Here is a 17151-nt window from a genome sequence, read left to right on the forward strand (position 1 = left end):
GCGACCGAGCTTGAACTTTCTGGAAGTGAAGTAGACGACATGGCCAAGCGAATCGACGTAAGCGGACTCACCGCCTACTACGGCTCCCACAAGGCGATCGAGGACATCTCGATGACCGTCGAGCCGCGCTCGGTGACGGCGTTCATCGGGCCGTCCGGCTGCGGCAAGTCGACGTTCCTGCGCACGCTGAACCGGATGCACGAGGTCACGCCCGGTGGCCGCGTCGAGGGCAAGGTGATGCTGGACGACGAGGACCTGTACGGCACCGGGGTCGACCCGGTCTCGGTCCGCCGTGAGGTGGGCATGGTCTTCCAGCGTCCGAACCCGTTCCCCACGATGTCGATCTTCGAGAACGTGGCGGCGGGCCTGCGCCTGAACGGCAGCTACAGGAAGTCGGAACTGAACGACATCGTCGAGAAGTCGCTGAAGGGCGCGAACCTCTGGAACGAGGTCAAGGACCGGCTGAACAAGCCGGGCTCCGGCCTCTCCGGCGGCCAGCAGCAGCGGCTGTGCATCGCGCGGGCGATAGCGGTCGAGCCGAAGGTCCTGCTCATGGACGAGCCGTGCTCCGCCCTGGACCCGATCTCCACGCTCGCGATCGAGGACCTGATCGGTGAGCTGAAGGAGCGGTTCACGATCGTCATCGTGACGCACAACATGCAGCAGGCGGCGCGTGTCTCGGACCGTACGGCGTTCTTCAACCTCGCGGCGGTCGGGCAGCCCGGCCGGCTGATCGAGATCGACGACACCGAGCGGATCTTCTCCAACCCGTCCGTCCAGGCCACGGAGGACTACATCTCCGGGCGCTTCGGCTAGGCCGGACGGCACAGACCCCTCGCGGTGCTGCATGGCGGTGCCACCGTGAGGACGCGATGGGCCCGCCCCTGGCTTCCGGGGGCGGGCCCACTGCGTTGCCACTGCGTTCGGCTTCGGCGCCGGGGGTCTTCGGGGCTTCGCCCCTCGCCCCGTTCTTTTTGCCCACCCGCCCACCCGACTCGGTCGGCTGGAGGGTGGGCGTAGGGGGTGGGGTGTGGATCTGCCGGTTGGGGGCTCGCGGTGTGGGGGTGGGAGCGCGGCTCGGTCGGCTGAGGGTTGTGGTGCGTGCGGGGGCGGGGTCGCGGCTCGGTCCGGCCTGGCTTGTGGTGGGGGTGGGGCGCTGGGCGAGGTGGCTCGGCCGGTTGGAGCGCCTGCGGTGGGGGGTCGGAGCGCGGCTCGGTCGGCTCAGGGTTTGTGATGCGTGCGGGGGCGGGGTCGCGGCTCGGTCCGGCCCGGCTTGTGGTGGGGGGCGGGGGCGCGGTTCCGTCGGCTCAGGGGTCGCGGTGTGGGGGTGGGGTCGCGGCTTGGGCCGGCCTGGTTTGTAGTGGGGGTGGGGTGCTGGGGGGAGGCGGCTCGGTTGGGTGGGGGGCTCGCGGTGTGGGGGTGGGGGCGCGGCTCGGTCGGCTGAGGGTTTGTGGTGCGTGCGGGGGCGGGGCCGCGGCTCGGTCCGGCTTGGCTTGTGGTGGGGGTGGGGCGCTGGGCGAGGTGGCTCGGCCGGTTGGAGGGCCCGGGGTGGGGGGTGGGAGCGCGGCTTGGTCGGCTCAGGGTTTGTGGTGGGGGGTGGGGGCGCGGTTCCGTCGGCTCAGGGGTCGCGGTGCGGGGGCGGGGGCGCGGCTCGGTCGGCTGTCCGGCTTGTGGTGGGGGAGCTAAGGGGCGGTCCGGGTTGCTGGAGGGCCGTGCAGACGGGGTCGGGGGGAAGGTGGAGCCCGCCGGTTGTGGGACTCGGCGGGGTCGGGGGGAAGGTGGACCCCGCCGGTCGTGGGACTCGGCGGGGTCGGGGGGAAAGGTGGAGGCTGCCGGTCGTGGGACTCGGCGCGGTCGGGGGAAAAGGCGGACCCCGCCGGGCGTGGGACTCGGCGGGGTCGGGGGAAAAGGCGGACCCCGCCGGTCGTGGGACTCGGCGGGGTCGGGGGCGGGGTGGGGGTGGGGGTCAGAGGGCCACCAGTTTGACCAGGCCGAAGGACAGGGCCGCCACCAGGGCCGCTGCCGGCATCGTGATGAACCAGCCCAGGACGATGTTCTTGGCCACGCCCCAGCGGACCGCGTTGACGCGCTTGGTGGCGCCGACGCCCATGATCGCGGAGGTGATGACGTGGGTGGTGGAGATGGGGGCCTTGAAGAGGAAGGCCGTGGTGAACATGATCGACGCACCCGTGGTCTCCGCGGCGAAGCCCTGCGGCGGGTCCAGCTCGATGATCTTGCGGCCGAGCGTGCGCATGATGCGCCAGCCGCCCGCGTAGGTGCCGAGGGACAGCATCACGGCGCAGACGATCTTCACCCAGACCGGGATCGGGTCGCCGTACGTCTGGTGGCCGGAGATCACCAGTGCCATCACCACGACACCCATGGTCTTCTGGGCGTCCTGGAGACCGTGGCCCAGGGCCATGCCGGCCGCCGAGACGGTCTGGGCGATGCGGAAGCCGCGCTTGGCCTTGTGCGGGTTGGAGCGGCGGAAGAGCCACAGGATCGCGGTCATGACCAGGTAGCCGGCGATCAGGCCGACGACCGGCGACAGGAACATCGGGATGACGACCTTGTTGACGACCCCGTGCCAGATCACGGTCGTACCGCCCGCCAGCGCCGCCCCCACCATGCCGCCGAACAGGGCGTGCGAGGAGGAGGACGGCAGGCCGAAGTACCAGGTGACCAGGTTCCAGACGATCGCGCCGACCAGGGCGGCGAAGAGGATGCCCATGCCGGTCGAGCCGGACGGGGTCTCGATCAGACCCTCGCTGACCGTCTTGGCGACGCCGGAGCCCAGGAAGGCACCGGCCAGGTTCATCACCGCGGCCATGGCGAGCGCCGCCCGCGGGGTCAGTGCCCGTGTCGACACCGACGTCGCGATCGCGTTCGCCGAGTCGTGGAAGCCGTTCGTGTACGTGAAGAAGAGCGCGACCGCGACGGTCGCGACCAGGGCGAAGGTGTCCATCGACGCCTCAGGACTCCTTGACGGCGATGGTCTCCACCGTGTTCGCCACGTGCTCGAAAGCGTCCGCCGCCTCTTCCAGGACGTCCACGATCTGCTTGAGCTTCAGCACCTCGATGGCGTCGTACTTGCCGTTGAAGAGGTGCGCGAGCAGCTTGCGGTGGATCTGGTCCGCCTGGTTCTCCAGACGGTTCACCTCGATCCAGTACTCGGTGAGGTTGTCCATGGTGCGGAGGTTCGGCATGGCCTCCGCCGTCAGCTCGGCCGCGCGGGCCAGGACCTCGATCTGCTGCTCGACGCCCTTCGGCAGTTCCTCGACGTTGTAGAGGACGACGAGGTCGACGGCCTCCTCCATGAAGTCCATGATGTCGTCCAGGGAACCGGCGAGGGCGTAGATGTCCTCGCGGTCGAACGGCGTGATGAACGAGGAGTTCAGCTGGTGGAAGATCGCGTGCGTGGCGTCGTCACCTGCGTGTTCCGCGGCCCGCATACGCTCTGCGATCTCGGCCCGGGCGGAGGAGTCCGCCCCGAGCAGTTCCATCAGGAGCTTGGAGCCGGTGACGATGTTGTCCGCGGACGCGGCGAACATGTCGTAGAAGCTCGTCTCCCTGGGGGTCAGACGAAAGCGCACGTGGGGTCCTCGGGGTGCTTCGGTTTCGGTCAGGCTGATGCTAGGCGCATCATCCGGCCACGGCTATCGGGCCGCATCCCAGTGTCGCCCATCGGGCACAGTGGTCGGCACGGGGGCGGACGAAGGGCCCCCTACCCCGGAAAGTTCGTTACCATATACCCAGTAGGGGTATATGTCCGGCGGGGTGTCCTCAGGGCCCCCGGTGTCCACAGCCCGTCCCGACACGGAGGCCCGCGATGACGACGACGACCGAGGCCGGCGCCACGCACGGCTACCACAAGCAGAAGGACGAGCACCTCAAGCGGCTGCGCCGGATCGAGGGGCAGATCCGCGGCCTGCAGCGGATGGTGGACGAGGACACGTACTGCATCGACATACTCACCCAGGTCTCGGCCTCGACCAAGGCCCTGCAGTCCTTCGCGCTGCAGCTGCTGGAGGAGCACCTGCGGCACTGCGTCGCGGACGCGGCCGTCAAGGGCGGCGACGAGATCGACGCGAAGGTGGAGGAGGCCACGAAGGCGATCGGACGGCTGCTGCGCAGCTGAGCCGCCCGGCCGGCGTCAGGCCTTGTTCCGCTCTTCCGCCACGCGCAGCACCTCGTCGATGCTCTCCAGGCTGAGCCGGTCCTCGGCCGCCGAGGCCGCGATGATCAGCTCTCCGCACAGCTCGATCTCGGCGAGGGCCACGTGGTCCTGTACCGCCGTGCCGCCGACCGGAGCCACCCGCCTCACCTCTTCCCTGCCGTCACCGCTCCCTAGGGTAGGCAGGGCTGTACACACCGCGCATGGCACGGACGGGCTACTTACGAGGTGGCGTCCCGGACTAGTGACTGGCCGGTTTCAGGCCCCGTCGCCCCCGTCGCCCCCGTCGTCCCCGTCGTCTGCGTCACCGCCGTCGCCGTATTCGGCGATGCGGCCCGCGTAGATGTCCGCCGGGGCCGGCAGCGGTACGTCGACGGGGATGCCGAACTCGTACAGCAGCAGGGTCGAGGCGACGGCGACGGTGGCCTTCTGGCGGCCGTTGACGAAGCTGAACCGCTGCCGCAGCTTGCGGAGGCGGCCCTGGTCGTCCAGGTAGGCGTCGAACGGCACCGAGGCCGTGGCGAAGCCCTTCGCCGCGGCGGCCAGGGCGGCCCTGTCGCCCGGGGAGGCGAAGCGGGCCGCGCGGCTCAGGTCGGCGGTGCCGCGGTAGTGCCGTACGGGCGTGCCGGCGAGCACGGTCCGGCCGACGAAGACCGCCTCCCGCGTGCCGCGCAGCACCTCCGCCGCCGTGTACGGGTCGGTCGCGCCGCCGGTGACCAGGTTGCCGTCGGACAGCGTCGAGGTCTCCACCCGCACCCACTTGTCGGCGGGGACGCCCGCGCCCCGGTTCTTCATGTAGAGGGCGCCCGGGGCGAGGAGCTCGGTGATCGGCCGGTGTGCGGAGGTGCCCGTGGGGTCCTCCGGGAGCATCACGGTGAGCCGGCCGAGGCGGCGCCGGTAGTCGTAGACCCCCCGGCCGCGGATGGTGACCCGGGTGCCGCCGGTGGCCATCTCCATCGAGGTGCCGGCCTTCGAGGTGCCGGCGTCGCGCAGCGCGTCGGCGGCCCGGTGCAGGGCGGTGACGGGGTCGCCCGCGCCCTTGACGTCCTCGGCGGCGGCACCGCTGCCCGCGCAGCCCGTGGCCCCGGTCCCGAGGCCGATGAGGATGCCCACCGCGGCGACCGTCCTGCCCGCGCGCCTGTGCTGCCGCCGATCCATCGCCTGCCTACCCCCAGCCGGTGTGTCCGTCACGGGCCCCGTGTCCGGTTAACGACGGGTAGGGGGCGCCGTCACGCGCCGCCGGTGCGCCGGGGACCCGGCCCGGACCCCCGACCGTGGCTGGGTAACGTTGTCGGCGTGGCAGTCACCGCGGTACCGGAGGACGGGCCGGAGCGTGTCCGGTCCGGGCAGGAGCACCTGACGACGACGACCGAGCAGGGGCGCTTCTGCGTGGCCCGCTGCACGTGCGGCTGGCGCGGCCCCGCCCGGCGCGCCCGCAGCCAGGCCCGCGCGGACGCCGAGGGGCACGGGGAGGGCCGGTAGCCGTGCCGTGCCCCCGGCGGGCGGCCACCGGGGCTCGTGCCCCGGCGGGCGGCTACCGGTGCTCCAGGGCCCGCAGGAGCGCGTCCACCAGGTCGCCGTCGCGGGGCTGGGTGAGCCGGGACCGGGCCGCGGCCGGGGAGAGCCACACGACGCGGTCCACCTCGGAGTTCGGCGTGAAGTGGCCGGAAACCGCCTGGGCCGCCCAGTACCGCACCCGCTTCGGGCGGCCGCCCGTCGAGTAGTGCACGGCCGGCAGCTCGCCGCCGGGCTCGGCCGTGTACCCGGTCTCCTCCGCGACCTCGCGCAGGGCACCGGCGAGCGGGTCCTCACCCCGTTCGAGCTTGCCCTTGGGGTGGGACCAGTCGTCGTACTTCGGCCGGTGGACCAGGCAGATCTCCAGGCCGCCGGAGACCGGCGAGCGGCGCCACAGCACGCAGCCGGCCGCTTGGACCAGGGTGTCGTCCACCCCGCCTCCTCGTCTCGTGGGTTCAGGGCGCGTTGACGGTCCGTCTCTGCCAGGCCTGCTGGAAGGCGAACCGGGCCGCCTCGACCTCGTGCCGCTGGTCGGCGTGGAGCACGCCGAGGGCGTAGGCCGTCGCCGGGGTGATCCGCGGGGTGCGGGCCGCCTGTGCCGCCGCCGCGGCCGCCTCGGAGGCGTCGCGGTGCCGGTTCAGGGCCTGGCCCGCCGCCAGCAGCCGTACGTCCACCGGGGCGTTGCCGCCGTGCAGCACCTCGCGGGCGTACCGGTGCAGGCGCAGCAGCAGGCGGACCTGGTGCCAGGGGCCGTCCTGGGGGTGCGGGGCGGGGTCCGGGGACAGGCCGTGGACCAGGGCCTCGGCGTTGTACGGGTGGCCGGCGGTGATCAGGGGGAGCGCGGCGACGGCGTCCGTGAGGCGTTCCTCCGCCGCGGCGGCCAGGGGGCGCAGGCCGGTGGTGGCGGCGGTGGCGGTGAGGGGGACCTCGCTGGCCAGTAAGGCGACCTTGTCCGCCACGGCGTGGAAGCGGGAGGAGCCGAGGGCCTGGAGCGCGGTGGAGTGGGCCCTGGTCCGGGCGAGGGTGAGCTGGCGCTCCAGCAGGGCGCCGGCCTTCGCCGCGCCGACGGTCAGGTTGCCGCGCTCCGCAGCCGCCGTCGCGCCGGCCGGACCGCCGGGGCCGCCCGGTGCCGCCCTCACCGGGGCGGGCGCCGCCCCGGCGGCACGACTGCCCGCGGCCACGGCGACGTCCACCGCCTGCGCGGGCAGGACCGCCGCCCCCGACAACCGGTGCAGCGCCAGCAACAGCCGTTCCAGCCGGGCCTCGTACGCGTGCTCCAGGGCCAGCGTGCCGGAGAGCCAGGCCAGTTCCGGGCGCATCTCCTCCGACCAGTCGGGGTCGAGGAGGGAGCGGAAGGTGTGCAGGCTGCCGCTGATGCGGCGGGCCGAGCGGCGCAGGAGGCGGGCCGCGTCGACGGACTCCTCGGCGCCGTTCGCCGTACCGCCGCCCGTCTCCCGGTGCGCCCGCAGCGCGCGGAGGAACTCCGTGGCCTGGGCGCGCAGGTAGCCCGCGAGGGCGTCACCCGTCGCCACCCCGGCCGTGGAATCCGTCGGGTCAAGGTGTTGCTGTGCCACGCCGGCGCCTCCGGGCGTCTATGAGCATCTCCTGGACGTTGCGCAGGGGTTGGCCGTCCGCGTCGGTCGCCCGCCGCGTCCACTCGCCGTCCGGGCCGAGGTGCCAGGAGGCGGTGGTGTCGGACATGCCGGTGTCGAGCAGCCGGTTGAGGGCCGCGCGGTGGCCGGGGTCGACGACCCGGACCAGGGCCTCTATCCGGCGGTCGAGGTTGCGGTGCATCATGTCGGCGCTGCCGATCCACACCTCCGGTTCGCCGCCGTTGCCGAAGGCGAAGACCCGGCTGTGTTCGAGGAAGCGGCCGAGGACCGAGCGGACCCGTATGTTCTCCGACAGGCCCGTGACGCCCGGGCGGACGGCGCAGATGCCCCGCACCCAGATGTCGACCGGCACGCCCGCCTGGGAGGCCCGGTAGAGGGCGTCGATGACCGCCTCGTCCACCATCGAGTTGACCTTGATGCGGACGAAGGCCGGACGGCCCGCACGGTGGTGCTGGACCTCCTTGTCGATCCGCGCGACCAGGCCGTCCCGCAGGGACTTGGGGGCCACCAGCAGACGGCGGTAGGTCTCCCGGCGGGAGTAGCCGGAGAGCCGGTTGAAGAGGTCCGAGAGGTCCGCGCCGACCTGCGGGTCGGCCGTCAGCAGGCCGAGGTCCTCGTAAAGGCGGGCCGTCTTCGGGTGGTAGTTGCCGGTGCCGACGTGGCTGTAGCGGCGCAGGGTCTCGCCCTCCTGGCGGACCACCAGGGACAGCTTGCAGTGCGTCTTCAGGCCGACCAGGCCGTACACCACATGACAGCCCGCCTCCTCCAGCTTGCGCGCCCACTTGATGTTGGCGTGCTCGTCGAAGCGGGCCTTGATCTCGACCAGGACGAGGACCTGCTTGCCGGATTCGGCGGCGTCGATGAGCGCGTCGACTATGGGGGAGTCGCCGGAGGTGCGGTACAGGGTCTGTTTGATCGCGAGGACGTCGGGGTCGGCCGCCGCCTGCTCCAGGAAGGCCTGGACCGAGGTGGAGAAGGAGTCGTACGGGTGGTGCAGGAGCACGTCCCGGGCGCGCAGGGCCGCGAAGATGTCGGGCGGGGACGCCGACTCGACCTCGGCGAGGTCGCGGTGGGTGCCGGCGACGAACTTCGGGTACTTCAGCTCCGGCCGGTCGAGGCTGTGGATGCGGAAGAGGCCGGTGAGGTCCAGGGGACCGGGCAGCGGGTAGACCTCGGCCTCGGAGATCTTCAGCTCGCGGACCAGCAGGTCCAGCACCTCGCGGTCGATGGACTCCTCGACCTCCAGGCGCACCGGCGGGCCGAAGCGGCGCCGCATGAGTTCCTTCTCCAGGGCCTGGAGGAGGTTCTCGGCGTCGTCCTCCTCCACCTCCAGGTCCTCGTTGCGGGTGATCCGGAAGGCGTGGTGCTCCAGGATCTCCATGCCCGGGAACAGCTCTTCCAGGTGGTTGGGGGCGGCGATGACGTCCTCGATGGGGACGTAGCGGCCCGGGGAGGCCTCCAGGAAGCGGGACAGCAGCGGCGGCACCTTCACGCGCGCGAAGTGCTTGTGCCCGCTGACCGGGTTGCGCACGACCACGGCCAGGTTCAGGGAGAGCCCGGAGATATACGGGAAGGGGTGCGCGGGGTCGACGGCCAGCGGTGTGAGGACCGGGAAGATCTGGTGCCGGAAGAGCGTGAAGAGGCGGGCCTGTTCCTTGTCGGTCAGCTCCGACCAGCGGACCAGGTGGATGCCCTCGTCGGCGAGCGCGGGCGCGACGTCCTCGTGGTAGCAGGCGGCGTGCCGGGCCATCAGCTCGCGGGAGCGGGCCCAGATCATCTCCAGCACCTCGCGCGGCTGGAGGCCGGAGGCGGACCTCGTCGCCACTCCGGTGGCGATACGGCGCTTCAGACCGGCGACCCGGACCATGAAGAACTCGTCCAGGTTGCTCGCGAAGATGGCGAGGAAGTTCGCGCGTTCCAGCAGGGGCGTGCCGGGGTCCTCGGCCAGCTCGAGGACCCGCTCGTTGAAGGCCAGCCAGCTGCGCTCCCGGTCGAGGAAGCGGCCCTGGGGCAGCGGCGTGCCGTCGGCCTGGGCCTCCTCGTACGCGTCGAGACCCGCGTCGAGATCGGGTTCCAGGTCGGAGACCACGGCGGCCACGGCGTGCTGGCGGTGCGCGGCGATGGAGCCCACGGAGGGCTGGGGGTGCTGTACCTCTGCCTGGGTGTCTCGCTGACTCATGAACCCATTCTTCCGCGCCACGGGCGACACGGGCGCGTCGGAACGTGCGGGCGGGAGCGTCACGGCCCCGTTCCCCACGGGCCCCTCGGGGGGCGGCGAAGGCTCTGGCACGGCGGGCTTCATTGGCCGAGCGTCGCAAGCCTTGCTGAATCAATGGTTACGGCGACATGACGTCCGGGATAGCGCGGGGCGGCCCGAAGGGTTCCCGGATGCGAAAACACCGGTCCGGTACGTCCCTCCCGCCGTGGAGGGACGTACCGGACCGGCGTGGATCCGGACCGTCAGGCGGTCCGGCGGCGCAGCACGGCGTACGCGGCGGCACCGGCGGCCGCGGCGACGGCGAGGACCACGCCGGTGGCGGCCAGGTGCGCGGGCCAGAACCCGGTCAGCGGGCCGCGCGGCGGACGCCACAGCTCGCGCAGGTACAGCCGCAGGACGAGCGTGGCGGCGCCGGCGGCGGCGAGCGCCGGGAGGGTGCGGCGCAGGACCAGGCCGGCGAGGGCGCCGAGGGCCAGCGCGCACAGCACCAGGGCCGGCAGCAGCGGGCCGCGCGGCACGAAGACGCGGTCCCACGTCCAGTCGGTGACCAGCACGTCCTGGTCCGCGGACCACACCCGGCCGTAGACCAGGGCGAGCAGCGCGGCCCCGCCCAGCAGGGGCCAGGCGGCCGCGGTCAGTTTGGCGGTCAGCCAGCGCACCGGGGTGACGGCCTGGGTCCAGGCCAGGTGCGCGGTGCCGGATTCCAGCTCGCGGCCGACCAGCGCGGCCCCGGCCCAGGCGGCCACCGCGCAGGGGGCGTAGGAGAGGGCCTCGCCGAGGAGGTTCATGACGTTGTTCGTGTCGGTGAAGGCGGTGTAGGTGCACCAGTGGCCGGGGAGCGCGCAGGCCCGGTCGCGGGGGGCGGCCGCGTAGTGGACCCAGAGCAGTTCGCCGGCGGTGAGCAGGACGAACGCGGTCCAGACGAGCAGGGCCGGCCGGTGCAGTCGCAGCAGGGTGCGGTGGGTGGGGGCGAATGCGGTGCGGTGGGTGGGGGCGAGTGCGGTGCGGTGGGTGGGGCCGAGCGCGGTCATACGGCGCCTCCCGCGGCGGCTCCCGCGGCGGCTCCCGCGCCGGGGGCGGCCGTCCCGCCGGCCCGGGTGACGGTGGTCATGCGCCGTACCACCAAGAGGGCGAGCCCGGCGAGCAGGGCGGCCAGGGCGAGCAGGGCGCCGGTCGTGACGAGCTGCAGCGGCCAGTAGTGGGAGTAGGGGTGGTAGTCGGTGTAGAAGCCGGCCGCGCCGCGCCGGTCGTTCAGGGCCCGGCAGCCGGTGCTGAGGTCGACGGTGCAGGTGGAGGCGGGCCGGTGGGCACCGGACGAGGTGACGAAGCCCTCCTCGACCTTGATGCCCGAGTACGACGGGAACGCCCGGCGTCCGCTGACGCTGGTGGCGACCGGCCACAGGTGCGGCAGGGTCAGGTGGACGGCGATCCACAGCGCGGCGACGGCGAGCGCGGAGGCGCACAGCGCGAGCAGCGAGCGGCCCAGCAGCAGACCGATGAGGGCGCCGAGGACGAGGCCGGCCAGCGCGAGCCCGGCGACGATCGGGCCGCCCGAGTAGAAGGTGGGTACGTCGTCCCAGGGCTTGACGGAGTCGATCCGGTGGTACCCCGCCGACCAGACCACGTGGTACAGCAGCGCGAGCAGACCGGTGCCGGCGGTGACGAGGAGGGCGGGCACGGTGAGCCGCGTGGCCAGCCAGCGCACCGGCGACACCGTCTGCGTCCAGGACAGCCGTGCCGTGCCGGTCTCCAGCTCGCGGCCGGTCAGGGCGGCGCCGGCCCAGGCGGCGGCCAGGAACGGGACCGCCAGGACGGCGAAGGTCGTGTACTGGTGGAGGTCCTTGTATCGCAGGATCGCGTCCTGGTCGTACCGGCACGGGGTGAGGCGCCAGCAGCGGGTGTGGTACTGGTGCCAGCCGGTGGCCGCGGCGTCGGTGAGCGGGCCCCACAGCCACAGCAGCGTGGCGGCCAGGCCGACGACGAGGACGGCCCAGGCGTACAGCGCGGGGCGGTGCAGGCGCAGCAGCCAGCGGATCTGGCGGGGGGCGGTGGTCACCCGGGCCGGGGCGCTCGGAGTGGCGGTCACGCGGCGTGCTCCTCGGTCTCGGCCGGGGTCAGGGAGGGCGCCCCGGGGTTGCGCAGATGGGCGAGGACGAGTTCCTCCAGGGAGGGCGCGGCGGTGTGCCAGTCGCCGGGGAGCGGTCCAACCGGGCGGATCAGCGCGTTCACCTGGCGGCCGGTGACCCGGGACTCGACCACGGTGTGCCCGCCGAGGCCGGCGGACTCCGCGGCGCCGGACACCCGCAGGTGGGCGGCGAGCAGGTCGTCGATCTCACCGGCCAGCCGGATCCGGCCGTCGCCGACCAGCAGCAGGTGGTCGCAGGAGTCCTCCAGCTCGGCGACGACGTGGGAGGACATCACGATGGTGGTGCCGTACTGGGCGGCCTGCGCCATCAGCGTGCCCATCAGCTCGTGCCGGGCCAGCGGGTCGAGGTCGGCCATCGGCTCGTCCAGCAGCAGCAGTTCGGGCCGCTTGCCGAGGGCGAGGGCGAGCGCGACGCGGCTGCGCTGGCCGCCGGAGAGGGCACGGACCCGGGCCCTGGGGTCCAGGCCGCCGTCCCCGACGACCCGCTCGGCGCCGGCCGCGTCCCAGTGCCCGGGGTTGAGGTCGGCGCCCATGCGCAGGGTCTCGGCGACGGTGAGCTGCGGGTACAGCGGCTTGTCCTGGGCGACGTAGCCGACCCGGGGGCGGGCGGCGGCCGGCGTGGTGCCGAGGACGCTCACGCTGCCCTCGGTGGGCGCGGTGAGCCCGGCGGCCAGGGCGAGCAGGGTGGACTTGCCGGCGCCGTTGGGGCCGACGACCGCGCACACGCGCCCGGCGGGCAGCCGGAACGAGCAGTCCCGCAGGGCCCAGCGCGCACGGAGGCCGAACCGTTTCCCCAGAGCCTCGGCCCTCAACGCCGTGTCGCTGCTCATGTCGAGTCTCCCTGGAAGTGCGTGTCGAGTACGGCAGTGAAGAGTGCGGCGACGTCGTCCCGCTCCAGCCCGGCGGCGCGGGCGCGGTCCGCCCACTGGTCCAGCTCCGTGCGCAGCGGGGAGTCGGCGGGGGCGGTGCCCAGGGACCGCCGGACGAAGGTGCCGAGTCCGCGCCGCGCCTCCACCAGCCCCTCGCGCTCCAGTTCGCGGTACGCCTTCAGGACGGTGTTGGGGTTGATGGCGGTGGCCTCCACGACCTCGCGTGCGGTGGGCAGCCGGTCGCCCGGCTTCAGCAGGCCCATGCGGAGGGCGTGTTTCGTCTGCTGGACGATCTGCACATAGGTGGCCACGCCGTTGTGCCGGTCGATGCGGTACTCGACCATCCGGTACACCACCCTTTCACTAATTGAGTAGTGAAAGGGTGGTGCAAGAGAGGGGCGGTCGTCAAGGCGACCGCCCCTCGCACCCCTGTGCCGGGGGAGATGTCAGGTCTCGGCGCGGTACATCAGGTCCGTCTCGTGCACCGCGAACCCCAGCCGCTCGTACACCGACACCGCCGCCTTGTTGTCGGCGTCGACGTAGAGCATCGCGGTCGGCAGCTGCTGGGCGGCCAGGTGGCGCAGCCCGATCGTGGTGAGGGCCTTGCCGAGGCCGCCGCCCTGTTCGCCGGGCCGCACCCCCAGGACGTACACCTCGCCGAGCCCCTCCTCGGCGTGCACCTTGGTCCAGTGGAAGCCGACCAGCTCCCCGCGCCGCTCGGCGAGGAAGAACCCGGCCGGGTCGAACCAGGGCTCGGCCTTGCGGTCGTCCAGGTCGCGCTGGGTCAGCGAGCCCTGCTCGGGGTGGTGGGCGAAGGCGGCGGCGTTCACCGCGAGCCAGGCCGCGTCGTCCTTGCCGGGCATGAAGGCGCGCACGGTCACGCCCTCCGGCAGCACCGGATCGGGCAGCTCCAGATCGGTCAACGACCGTCGCATCTGGCGCAGTTCGCGGAACAGGGTCAGACCGAGCACCTGGGCCAGATGCCGGGCGGCGGGGTGGCCGCCGTGCGCCCACACCCGCAGCCGCTTGCCGGAGGCGGCGAGCAGGGCCGCGCCGAGCGCCCGCCCGTGCCCGTGACCGCGGTGCGCGGGGTGCACGACCAGCTCGGCCGCCGGCGCCTCCACCGGGTCGGTGTCCTCCAGCTGGGCGTAGCCGACGAGTTCGCCGTCGACGGACAGCAGCAGGTGCGAGACGCCCTCACGGCTGCCCCCGCGCAGCTGCAGCCTGCCCTGCTCGGACACCGGCTGCTGTCCGTCGACCCGGGCGGCCTCGCCGAGCAGGCGCAGCACGGCCTCGGCCCGGTCCGGGGTGAGCGCGGAGAAGGTCTCGATGGAGCGGGCGGGAAAGCCCCGTACGGTGTCGTCGCTGCTCATGCGTACGAGAGTACGGGGCCACCGGGGCGAAGTCCCGGCACACCGGCCGCAAAAGGATCCGCAAAGGGAAACCAGGATGTAACCCCGAACCCCCTGTCGCGCTACGCGCGTTGACCCTAGGCTGCGCCGAGCCACCACAGCCGACCCACAGGGGGGTCCCATGCCAGCCGCGCCCCGGCGCACCGGACGCCGTACGTACGCCCTTCTCGCCAGCGCAGCGACCCTCGCCACGGCGGCGGCGCTGGCCGCCGCCCTTCCGGCGGACGCGCACGAGAGCCACCACCGGCCGGGCCGCTACCAGGACGTCCAGCTGCTGTCCTTCAACGACCTGCACGGCAACCTGGAGCCCCCGTCCGGCTCCTCCGGCCGGGTCAGCGAACTCCAGCCGGACGGCACGACGAAGACGGTCGACGCGGGCGGTGTCGAGTACCTCGCGACCCACCTCCGCCAGGCCCGCGAGGGTCACCCGTACTCGGTCACCGCGGCCGGCGGCGACCTCGTCGGCGCCTCCCCGCTGCTGTCGGGCCTGTTCCACGACGAGCCCACCGTCGAGGCGCTGAACAAGCTGGACCTGGACGTCACCTCCGTCGGCAACCACGAGTTCGACGAGGGCGCCCGGGAACTGGCCCGCCTGCAGAACGGCGGCTGCCACCCCACGGACGGCTGCTACGGCGACCAGGAGTTCCAGGGCGCCGACTTCCCGTACCTGGCCGCGAACGTCCAGGACGAGAAGACCGGCAAGCCGATCCTGAAGCCGTACTGGGTCTGGAAGAAGAAGGACGTCAGGATCGGCTTCATCGGGGTCACCCTGGAGGGCACCCCGGGCATCGTCTCCGCCGACGGCGTCAAGGGCCTGACCTTCAAGGACGAGGCCGAGACCATCAACAAGTACGCCAAGGTCCTCCAGCGCCAGGGCGTGCAGTCGATCGTGGCGCTGATCCACGAGGGCGGCTACCCCGCCTCCGGCTCCTACAACTACGACTGCGACTCCCCGGGCCCGGGCAGCGGCATCTCCGGCCCGATCGTGGACATCGCCAAGAACGTCACCCCGGCGGTGGACGCCCTGGTCACCGGCCACACCCACCAGGCGTACGTCTGCACGGTCCCGGACCCGTCCGGCCGCCCCCGCATGGTGACGTCGGCGTCCTCCTTCGGCCGCCTCTACACCGACACCACGCTGACCTACGACCGCCGCACCGGCGACATCGCGCGGACGGCGGTGCGGTCCGCGAACCACGTGGTCACCCGGGACGTCCCCAGGGCGGCGGACATGACCGACCTGATCTCCCGCTGGAACGCCCTGGCCGCCCCCATCGGCAACCGCCCCATCGGCTGGATCTCCGCCGACGTCAACAACACCGGCACCGAGTCCCCGATGGGCGACCTGATCGCCGACGCGCAGCTCGCCCACGGCCGTGAGCTGGACCCGAGGACCAGCCTGGCCCTGATGAACCCGGGCGGCGTCCGGGCCGGCCTGACCTACGCGGCCAAGGGCGCCGAGGGCGACGGTGTGGTCACCTACGCCGAGGGCTTCACCGTGCAGCCGTTCTCCAACACCGTGAACCTCCAGGACTTCACCGGCGCCCAGCTGGTCCAGGTGCTGAAGGAGCAGGTCAGCGGCGTCAACGCGGCGGCGCCGAAGATCCTCCAGCCGTCCGCCGGCCTCACCTACACCCTGGACCTCACCAAGTCCGGCGCCGACCGCGTGGTCACCGGATCGATCCGCCTGAACGGCGCCCCGATCGACCCCGCGGCCACCTACCGCGTCGCCACCAACAGCTTCCTCGCGGGCGGCGGCGACGGCTTCCCGACGCTGGGGCAGGGCACGAACGACCTGGTCGGCTCGGACGACCTGAGCGCGCTGGAGAAGTACCTGACGGCGCACTCGTCGGCGGCGAACCCGATCGCCCCGCCGAAGGCCGACCGGGTCACCGTCGTTCAGTAGGACCCTGAACCGCCCCGAAAGGCCCCTGGGACCATCCGCAGGGGCCTTTCCCTTCGGCGTGCCGAGAAGAGGGTCAGAGCGCCACCAGGTCGATGACATTGATCACGACATGCCGGTTCGAGACCACGTACGTGATGAAGCCACCTGTGAACGGCGCTGACCAGCTGTTGTCACGATTGCTGATCGCGGGAGGGCCGAACGGATTGAGGCTGAGCCGCTTCTCGAGCGTCTCAAGCGACGTGCGTTGCGGACCCGCCAGCGCGGCTTTGCGCTGAGCCGCTCGGTCCACGTACCTGATCGAGTACGAGCTCACCTACACCTGCTAGCGTCGATGGGGTGGTTGTCGGCGTCGTAGACGTCGCCGTCCGTGTCGTGGAAGACCATGCCCTCCGTGTCGCCCTCCGTCATGCGCTTGACGGTCTGTTCCACCTCATCGAGGTAGCCCGGTGTCGCACAGGCGCAGGCGAAGGGCAGCCACTTGTCGATTACGCCGTCCAGCTCAGAATGATCGAAGTCCGCGGCTGCGCTCAGCCAATCCTGCTCGAACGCCTGCAACCAGTCGGGGCGCCGCTGCAGAGCCGCACGGATCGCCTCCGGAGTTCTCTCGCACGCGTTCGGATCCACCTCGTGGGCCATGATCGGGCTCTCTTCTCCGGCTGGGGTGGCTGGGGTACCTGGGATCCACCGTAGAGGGTGGCGGGACACAGGCGCGGGCGGACGCGTCACTCAGCGCTCGTGCGGGGGATCCGCGAGCCTCTGCTGATCGCGATGCGGAGCACCTCCCGCAGGGACTCCAGCGCCCTGGTGAGCGCGAAGCGCACGGCCTGTTCGCCCGCGTCGGTGTCTCCGACTACGGCCTTCGCGCCGGCCAGAACCCGCTCGGCCGAGACTAGCTGGGCGGCCTCGACGTCGTCGGCGAGGAGGGAGAGGCGACTGTGGTCGTTGTCGGTGCTGAGGTAGCACGGTTCGCCTTCTGGAGTGGTCCAGGGCAGGAGCCGGAGTCCGTCACTCACACGGACACCGCCACCTCGTGGAGGTACGGGCGCACGAGAGGGGTGTCGTAAAGGAAGAGGTGTGCTTCGAGGCCGTGGTGCGGGCGGCGGCGGTACAGGGGCAACGGCGGCCCGGTGTCCGGCAGTCGGGGCGGACTCGCGCGGCGGCGGCCACGGGCGGGGGGCAGGGCCCGGATGAGCAGGAGCAGCAGCGATTCGATGAGTCCGGGGATACATGCGCGCACGTCGGCACTCCGTGGGGGCAGGGGGCTTGACGAGCGGTGATTACCGTTCGTGTCTCGATCG

Annotated in this window: 20 protein-coding genes; 4 read left to right on the top strand and 16 right to left on the bottom strand. The window is 72.4% G+C overall.

Translation table 11 applies throughout. The annotated features are described in order from the left end of the window. Positions 1-39 precede the first annotated feature (39 nt). The gene (gene pstB / locus ACZ4VF_RS33065; RefSeq protein ID WP_467930633.1) at positions 40-816 is read left to right on the top strand and encodes a phosphate ABC transporter ATP-binding protein PstB; all 777 of its coding nucleotides are present in this window, start codon (positions 40-42) and stop codon (positions 814-816) included. 1150 nt (positions 817-1966) lie between these two features. Here pstB and ACZ4VF_RS33070 read toward each other — a convergent pair. Together ACZ4VF_RS33070 and ACZ4VF_RS33075 are read right to left on the bottom strand one after the other, a co-directional pair. After that, positions 1967-2965 carry an inorganic phosphate transporter gene (locus tag ACZ4VF_RS33070; protein ID WP_467930634.1) on the bottom strand — a complete coding sequence of 333 codons (999 nt, stop codon included), beginning with the start codon at positions 2963-2965 and terminating at the stop codon, positions 1967-1969. 7 nt (positions 2966-2972) lie between these two features. Then, the gene (locus tag ACZ4VF_RS33075) at positions 2973-3593 is read right to left on the bottom strand and encodes a DUF47 domain-containing protein (protein ID WP_015493282.1); all 621 of its coding nucleotides are present in this window, start codon (positions 3591-3593) and stop codon (positions 2973-2975) included. Between the two features lie 236 nt (positions 3594-3829). Between ACZ4VF_RS33075 and ACZ4VF_RS33080 the strand changes: the two genes are divergently transcribed. Then, positions 3830-4138: a metal-sensitive transcriptional regulator gene (locus ACZ4VF_RS33080; RefSeq protein WP_189303277.1), complete on the top strand. Its 309-nt coding sequence runs from the start codon at positions 3830-3832 to the stop codon at positions 4136-4138. A gap of 15 nt (positions 4139-4153) precedes the next feature. Here the strand turns inward: ACZ4VF_RS33080 and ACZ4VF_RS33085 are convergent, their stop codons facing one another. Together ACZ4VF_RS33085 and ACZ4VF_RS33090 are read right to left on the bottom strand one after the other, a co-directional pair. Next, on the bottom strand, positions 4154-4315 hold the full coding sequence (locus ACZ4VF_RS33085) for a hypothetical protein (RefSeq protein ID WP_467930636.1): 162 nt from the start codon (positions 4313-4315) through the stop codon (positions 4154-4156). A 117-nt stretch (positions 4316-4432) separates the two neighbouring features. After that, entirely contained in the window at positions 4433-5332 is a 900-nt protein-coding gene (locus ACZ4VF_RS33090) for an SCO4651 family lipoprotein (protein ID WP_467930637.1), read from the bottom strand. A gap of 138 nt (positions 5333-5470) precedes the next feature. On the opposite strand from ACZ4VF_RS33090, the gene ACZ4VF_RS33095 reads away from it, so the two are divergent. After that, positions 5471-5656: a hypothetical protein gene (locus ACZ4VF_RS33095; protein WP_467930638.1), complete on the top strand. Its 186-nt coding sequence runs from the start codon at positions 5471-5473 to the stop codon at positions 5654-5656. A 52-nt stretch (positions 5657-5708) separates the two neighbouring features. On the opposite strand, the gene ACZ4VF_RS33100 is transcribed toward ACZ4VF_RS33095, so the two are convergent. From ACZ4VF_RS33100 to mshD, 8 genes are all read right to left on the bottom strand, one after another. Next, the gene (locus ACZ4VF_RS33100) at positions 5709-6122 is read right to left on the bottom strand and encodes an NUDIX hydrolase (RefSeq protein WP_467930639.1); all 414 of its coding nucleotides are present in this window, start codon (positions 6120-6122) and stop codon (positions 5709-5711) included. Positions 6123-6144: 22 nt separating this feature from the next. After that, complete coding sequence (locus tag ACZ4VF_RS33105) at positions 6145-7263, bottom strand: CHAD domain-containing protein (RefSeq protein WP_467930641.1); 1119 nt, start codon at positions 7261-7263, stop codon at positions 6145-6147. Continuing rightward, the gene (locus tag ACZ4VF_RS33110) at positions 7244-9604 is read right to left on the bottom strand and encodes an RNA degradosome polyphosphate kinase (protein ID WP_467930642.1); all 2361 of its coding nucleotides are present in this window, start codon (positions 9602-9604) and stop codon (positions 7244-7246) included. The genes ACZ4VF_RS33105 and ACZ4VF_RS33110 overlap by 20 nt, the downstream gene beginning before the upstream one ends. Before the next feature lie 158 nt (positions 9605-9762). Further along, entirely contained in the window at positions 9763-10551 is a 789-nt protein-coding gene (locus ACZ4VF_RS33115) for a hypothetical protein (protein ID WP_467930643.1), read from the bottom strand. Continuing rightward, on the bottom strand, positions 10548-11606 hold the full coding sequence (locus ACZ4VF_RS33120) for an ABC transporter permease (RefSeq protein ID WP_467930644.1): 1059 nt from the start codon (positions 11604-11606) through the stop codon (positions 10548-10550). Before ACZ4VF_RS33120 ends, ACZ4VF_RS33115 begins: the two co-directional genes overlap by 4 nt. Beyond that, a complete protein-coding gene (locus ACZ4VF_RS33125) occupies positions 11603-12496 on the bottom strand; it encodes an ABC transporter ATP-binding protein (protein WP_467930646.1) in 894 nt (297 codons plus the stop codon). Before ACZ4VF_RS33125 ends, ACZ4VF_RS33120 begins: the two co-directional genes overlap by 4 nt. Further along, positions 12493-12879 carry a GntR family transcriptional regulator gene (locus tag ACZ4VF_RS33130; RefSeq protein ID WP_467930647.1) on the bottom strand — a complete coding sequence of 129 codons (387 nt, stop codon included), beginning with the start codon at positions 12877-12879 and terminating at the stop codon, positions 12493-12495. The genes ACZ4VF_RS33125 and ACZ4VF_RS33130 overlap by 4 nt, the downstream gene beginning before the upstream one ends. 102 nt (positions 12880-12981) lie before the next feature. Then, positions 12982-13908 (bottom strand): mycothiol synthase, encoded by a 927-nt coding sequence (mshD, locus tag ACZ4VF_RS33135; protein WP_467930648.1) that lies wholly within the window; start codon positions 13906-13908, stop codon positions 12982-12984. Positions 13909-14068: 160 nt separating this feature from the next. Between mshD and ACZ4VF_RS33140 the strand changes: the two genes are divergently transcribed. Continuing rightward, on the top strand, positions 14069-15853 hold the full coding sequence (locus tag ACZ4VF_RS33140; RefSeq protein WP_467930650.1) for a bifunctional metallophosphatase/5'-nucleotidase: 1785 nt from the start codon (positions 14069-14071) through the stop codon (positions 15851-15853). Positions 15854-15926: 73 nt separating this feature from the next. Here the strand turns inward: ACZ4VF_RS33140 and ACZ4VF_RS33145 are convergent, their stop codons facing one another. From ACZ4VF_RS33145 to ACZ4VF_RS33160, 4 genes are all read right to left on the bottom strand, one after another. Then, on the bottom strand, positions 15927-16142 hold the full coding sequence (locus tag ACZ4VF_RS33145) for a hypothetical protein (RefSeq protein WP_467930651.1): 216 nt from the start codon (positions 16140-16142) through the stop codon (positions 15927-15929). A gap of 20 nt (positions 16143-16162) precedes the next feature. Beyond that, the gene (locus tag ACZ4VF_RS33150) at positions 16163-16489 is read right to left on the bottom strand and encodes a DUF6247 family protein (RefSeq protein WP_361689331.1); all 327 of its coding nucleotides are present in this window, start codon (positions 16487-16489) and stop codon (positions 16163-16165) included. An 86-nt stretch (positions 16490-16575) separates the two neighbouring features. Continuing rightward, on the bottom strand, positions 16576-16866 hold the full coding sequence (locus ACZ4VF_RS33155; protein WP_467930652.1) for a hypothetical protein: 291 nt from the start codon (positions 16864-16866) through the stop codon (positions 16576-16578). Then, positions 16863-17090, bottom strand: coding sequence for a hypothetical protein (locus ACZ4VF_RS33160; RefSeq protein ID WP_467930653.1), 228 nt, complete (start codon positions 17088-17090; stop codon positions 16863-16865). The genes ACZ4VF_RS33155 and ACZ4VF_RS33160 overlap by 4 nt, the downstream gene beginning before the upstream one ends. Between the last annotated feature and the right edge of the window lie 61 nt (positions 17091-17151).

The organism is Streptomyces sp. NPDC029151 (assembly GCF_055564315.1).

Bases quoted from the DNA above. Each gene is read 5' to 3' on its own strand.
- mshD (WP_467930648.1), bottom strand. From the start codon at position 13,908: ATGAGCAGCGACGACACCGTACGGGGCTTTCCCGCCCGCTCCATCGAG.
- ACZ4VF_RS33070 (WP_467930634.1), bottom strand. From the start codon at position 2,965: ATGGACACCTTCGCCCTGGTCGCGACCGTCGCGGTCGCGCTCTTCTTC.
- ACZ4VF_RS33080 (WP_189303277.1), top strand. From the start codon at position 3,830: ATGACGACGACGACCGAGGCCGGCGCCACGCACGGCTACCACAAGCAG.
- ACZ4VF_RS33090 (WP_467930637.1), bottom strand. From the start codon at position 5,332: ATGGATCGGCGGCAGCACAGGCGCGCGGGCAGGACGGTCGCCGCGGTG.
- ACZ4VF_RS33110 (WP_467930642.1), bottom strand. From the start codon at position 9,604: ATGAAGCCCGCCGTGCCAGAGCCTTCGCCGCCCCCCGAGGGGCCCGTG.
- ACZ4VF_RS33130 (WP_467930647.1), bottom strand. From the start codon at position 12,879: ATGGTCGAGTACCGCATCGACCGGCACAACGGCGTGGCCACCTATGTG.
- ACZ4VF_RS33150 (WP_361689331.1), bottom strand. From the start codon at position 16,489: ATGGCCCACGAGGTGGATCCGAACGCGTGCGAGAGAACTCCGGAGGCG.
- ACZ4VF_RS33115 (WP_467930643.1), bottom strand. From the start codon at position 10,551: ATGACCGCGCTCGGCCCCACCCACCGCACCGCACTCGCCCCCACCCAC.
- ACZ4VF_RS33140 (WP_467930650.1), top strand. From the start codon at position 14,069: ATGCCAGCCGCGCCCCGGCGCACCGGACGCCGTACGTACGCCCTTCTC.
- ACZ4VF_RS33125 (WP_467930646.1), bottom strand. From the start codon at position 12,496: ATGAGCAGCGACACGGCGTTGAGGGCCGAGGCTCTGGGGAAACGGTTC.
- pstB (WP_467930633.1), top strand. From the start codon at position 40: ATGGCCAAGCGAATCGACGTAAGCGGACTCACCGCCTACTACGGCTCC.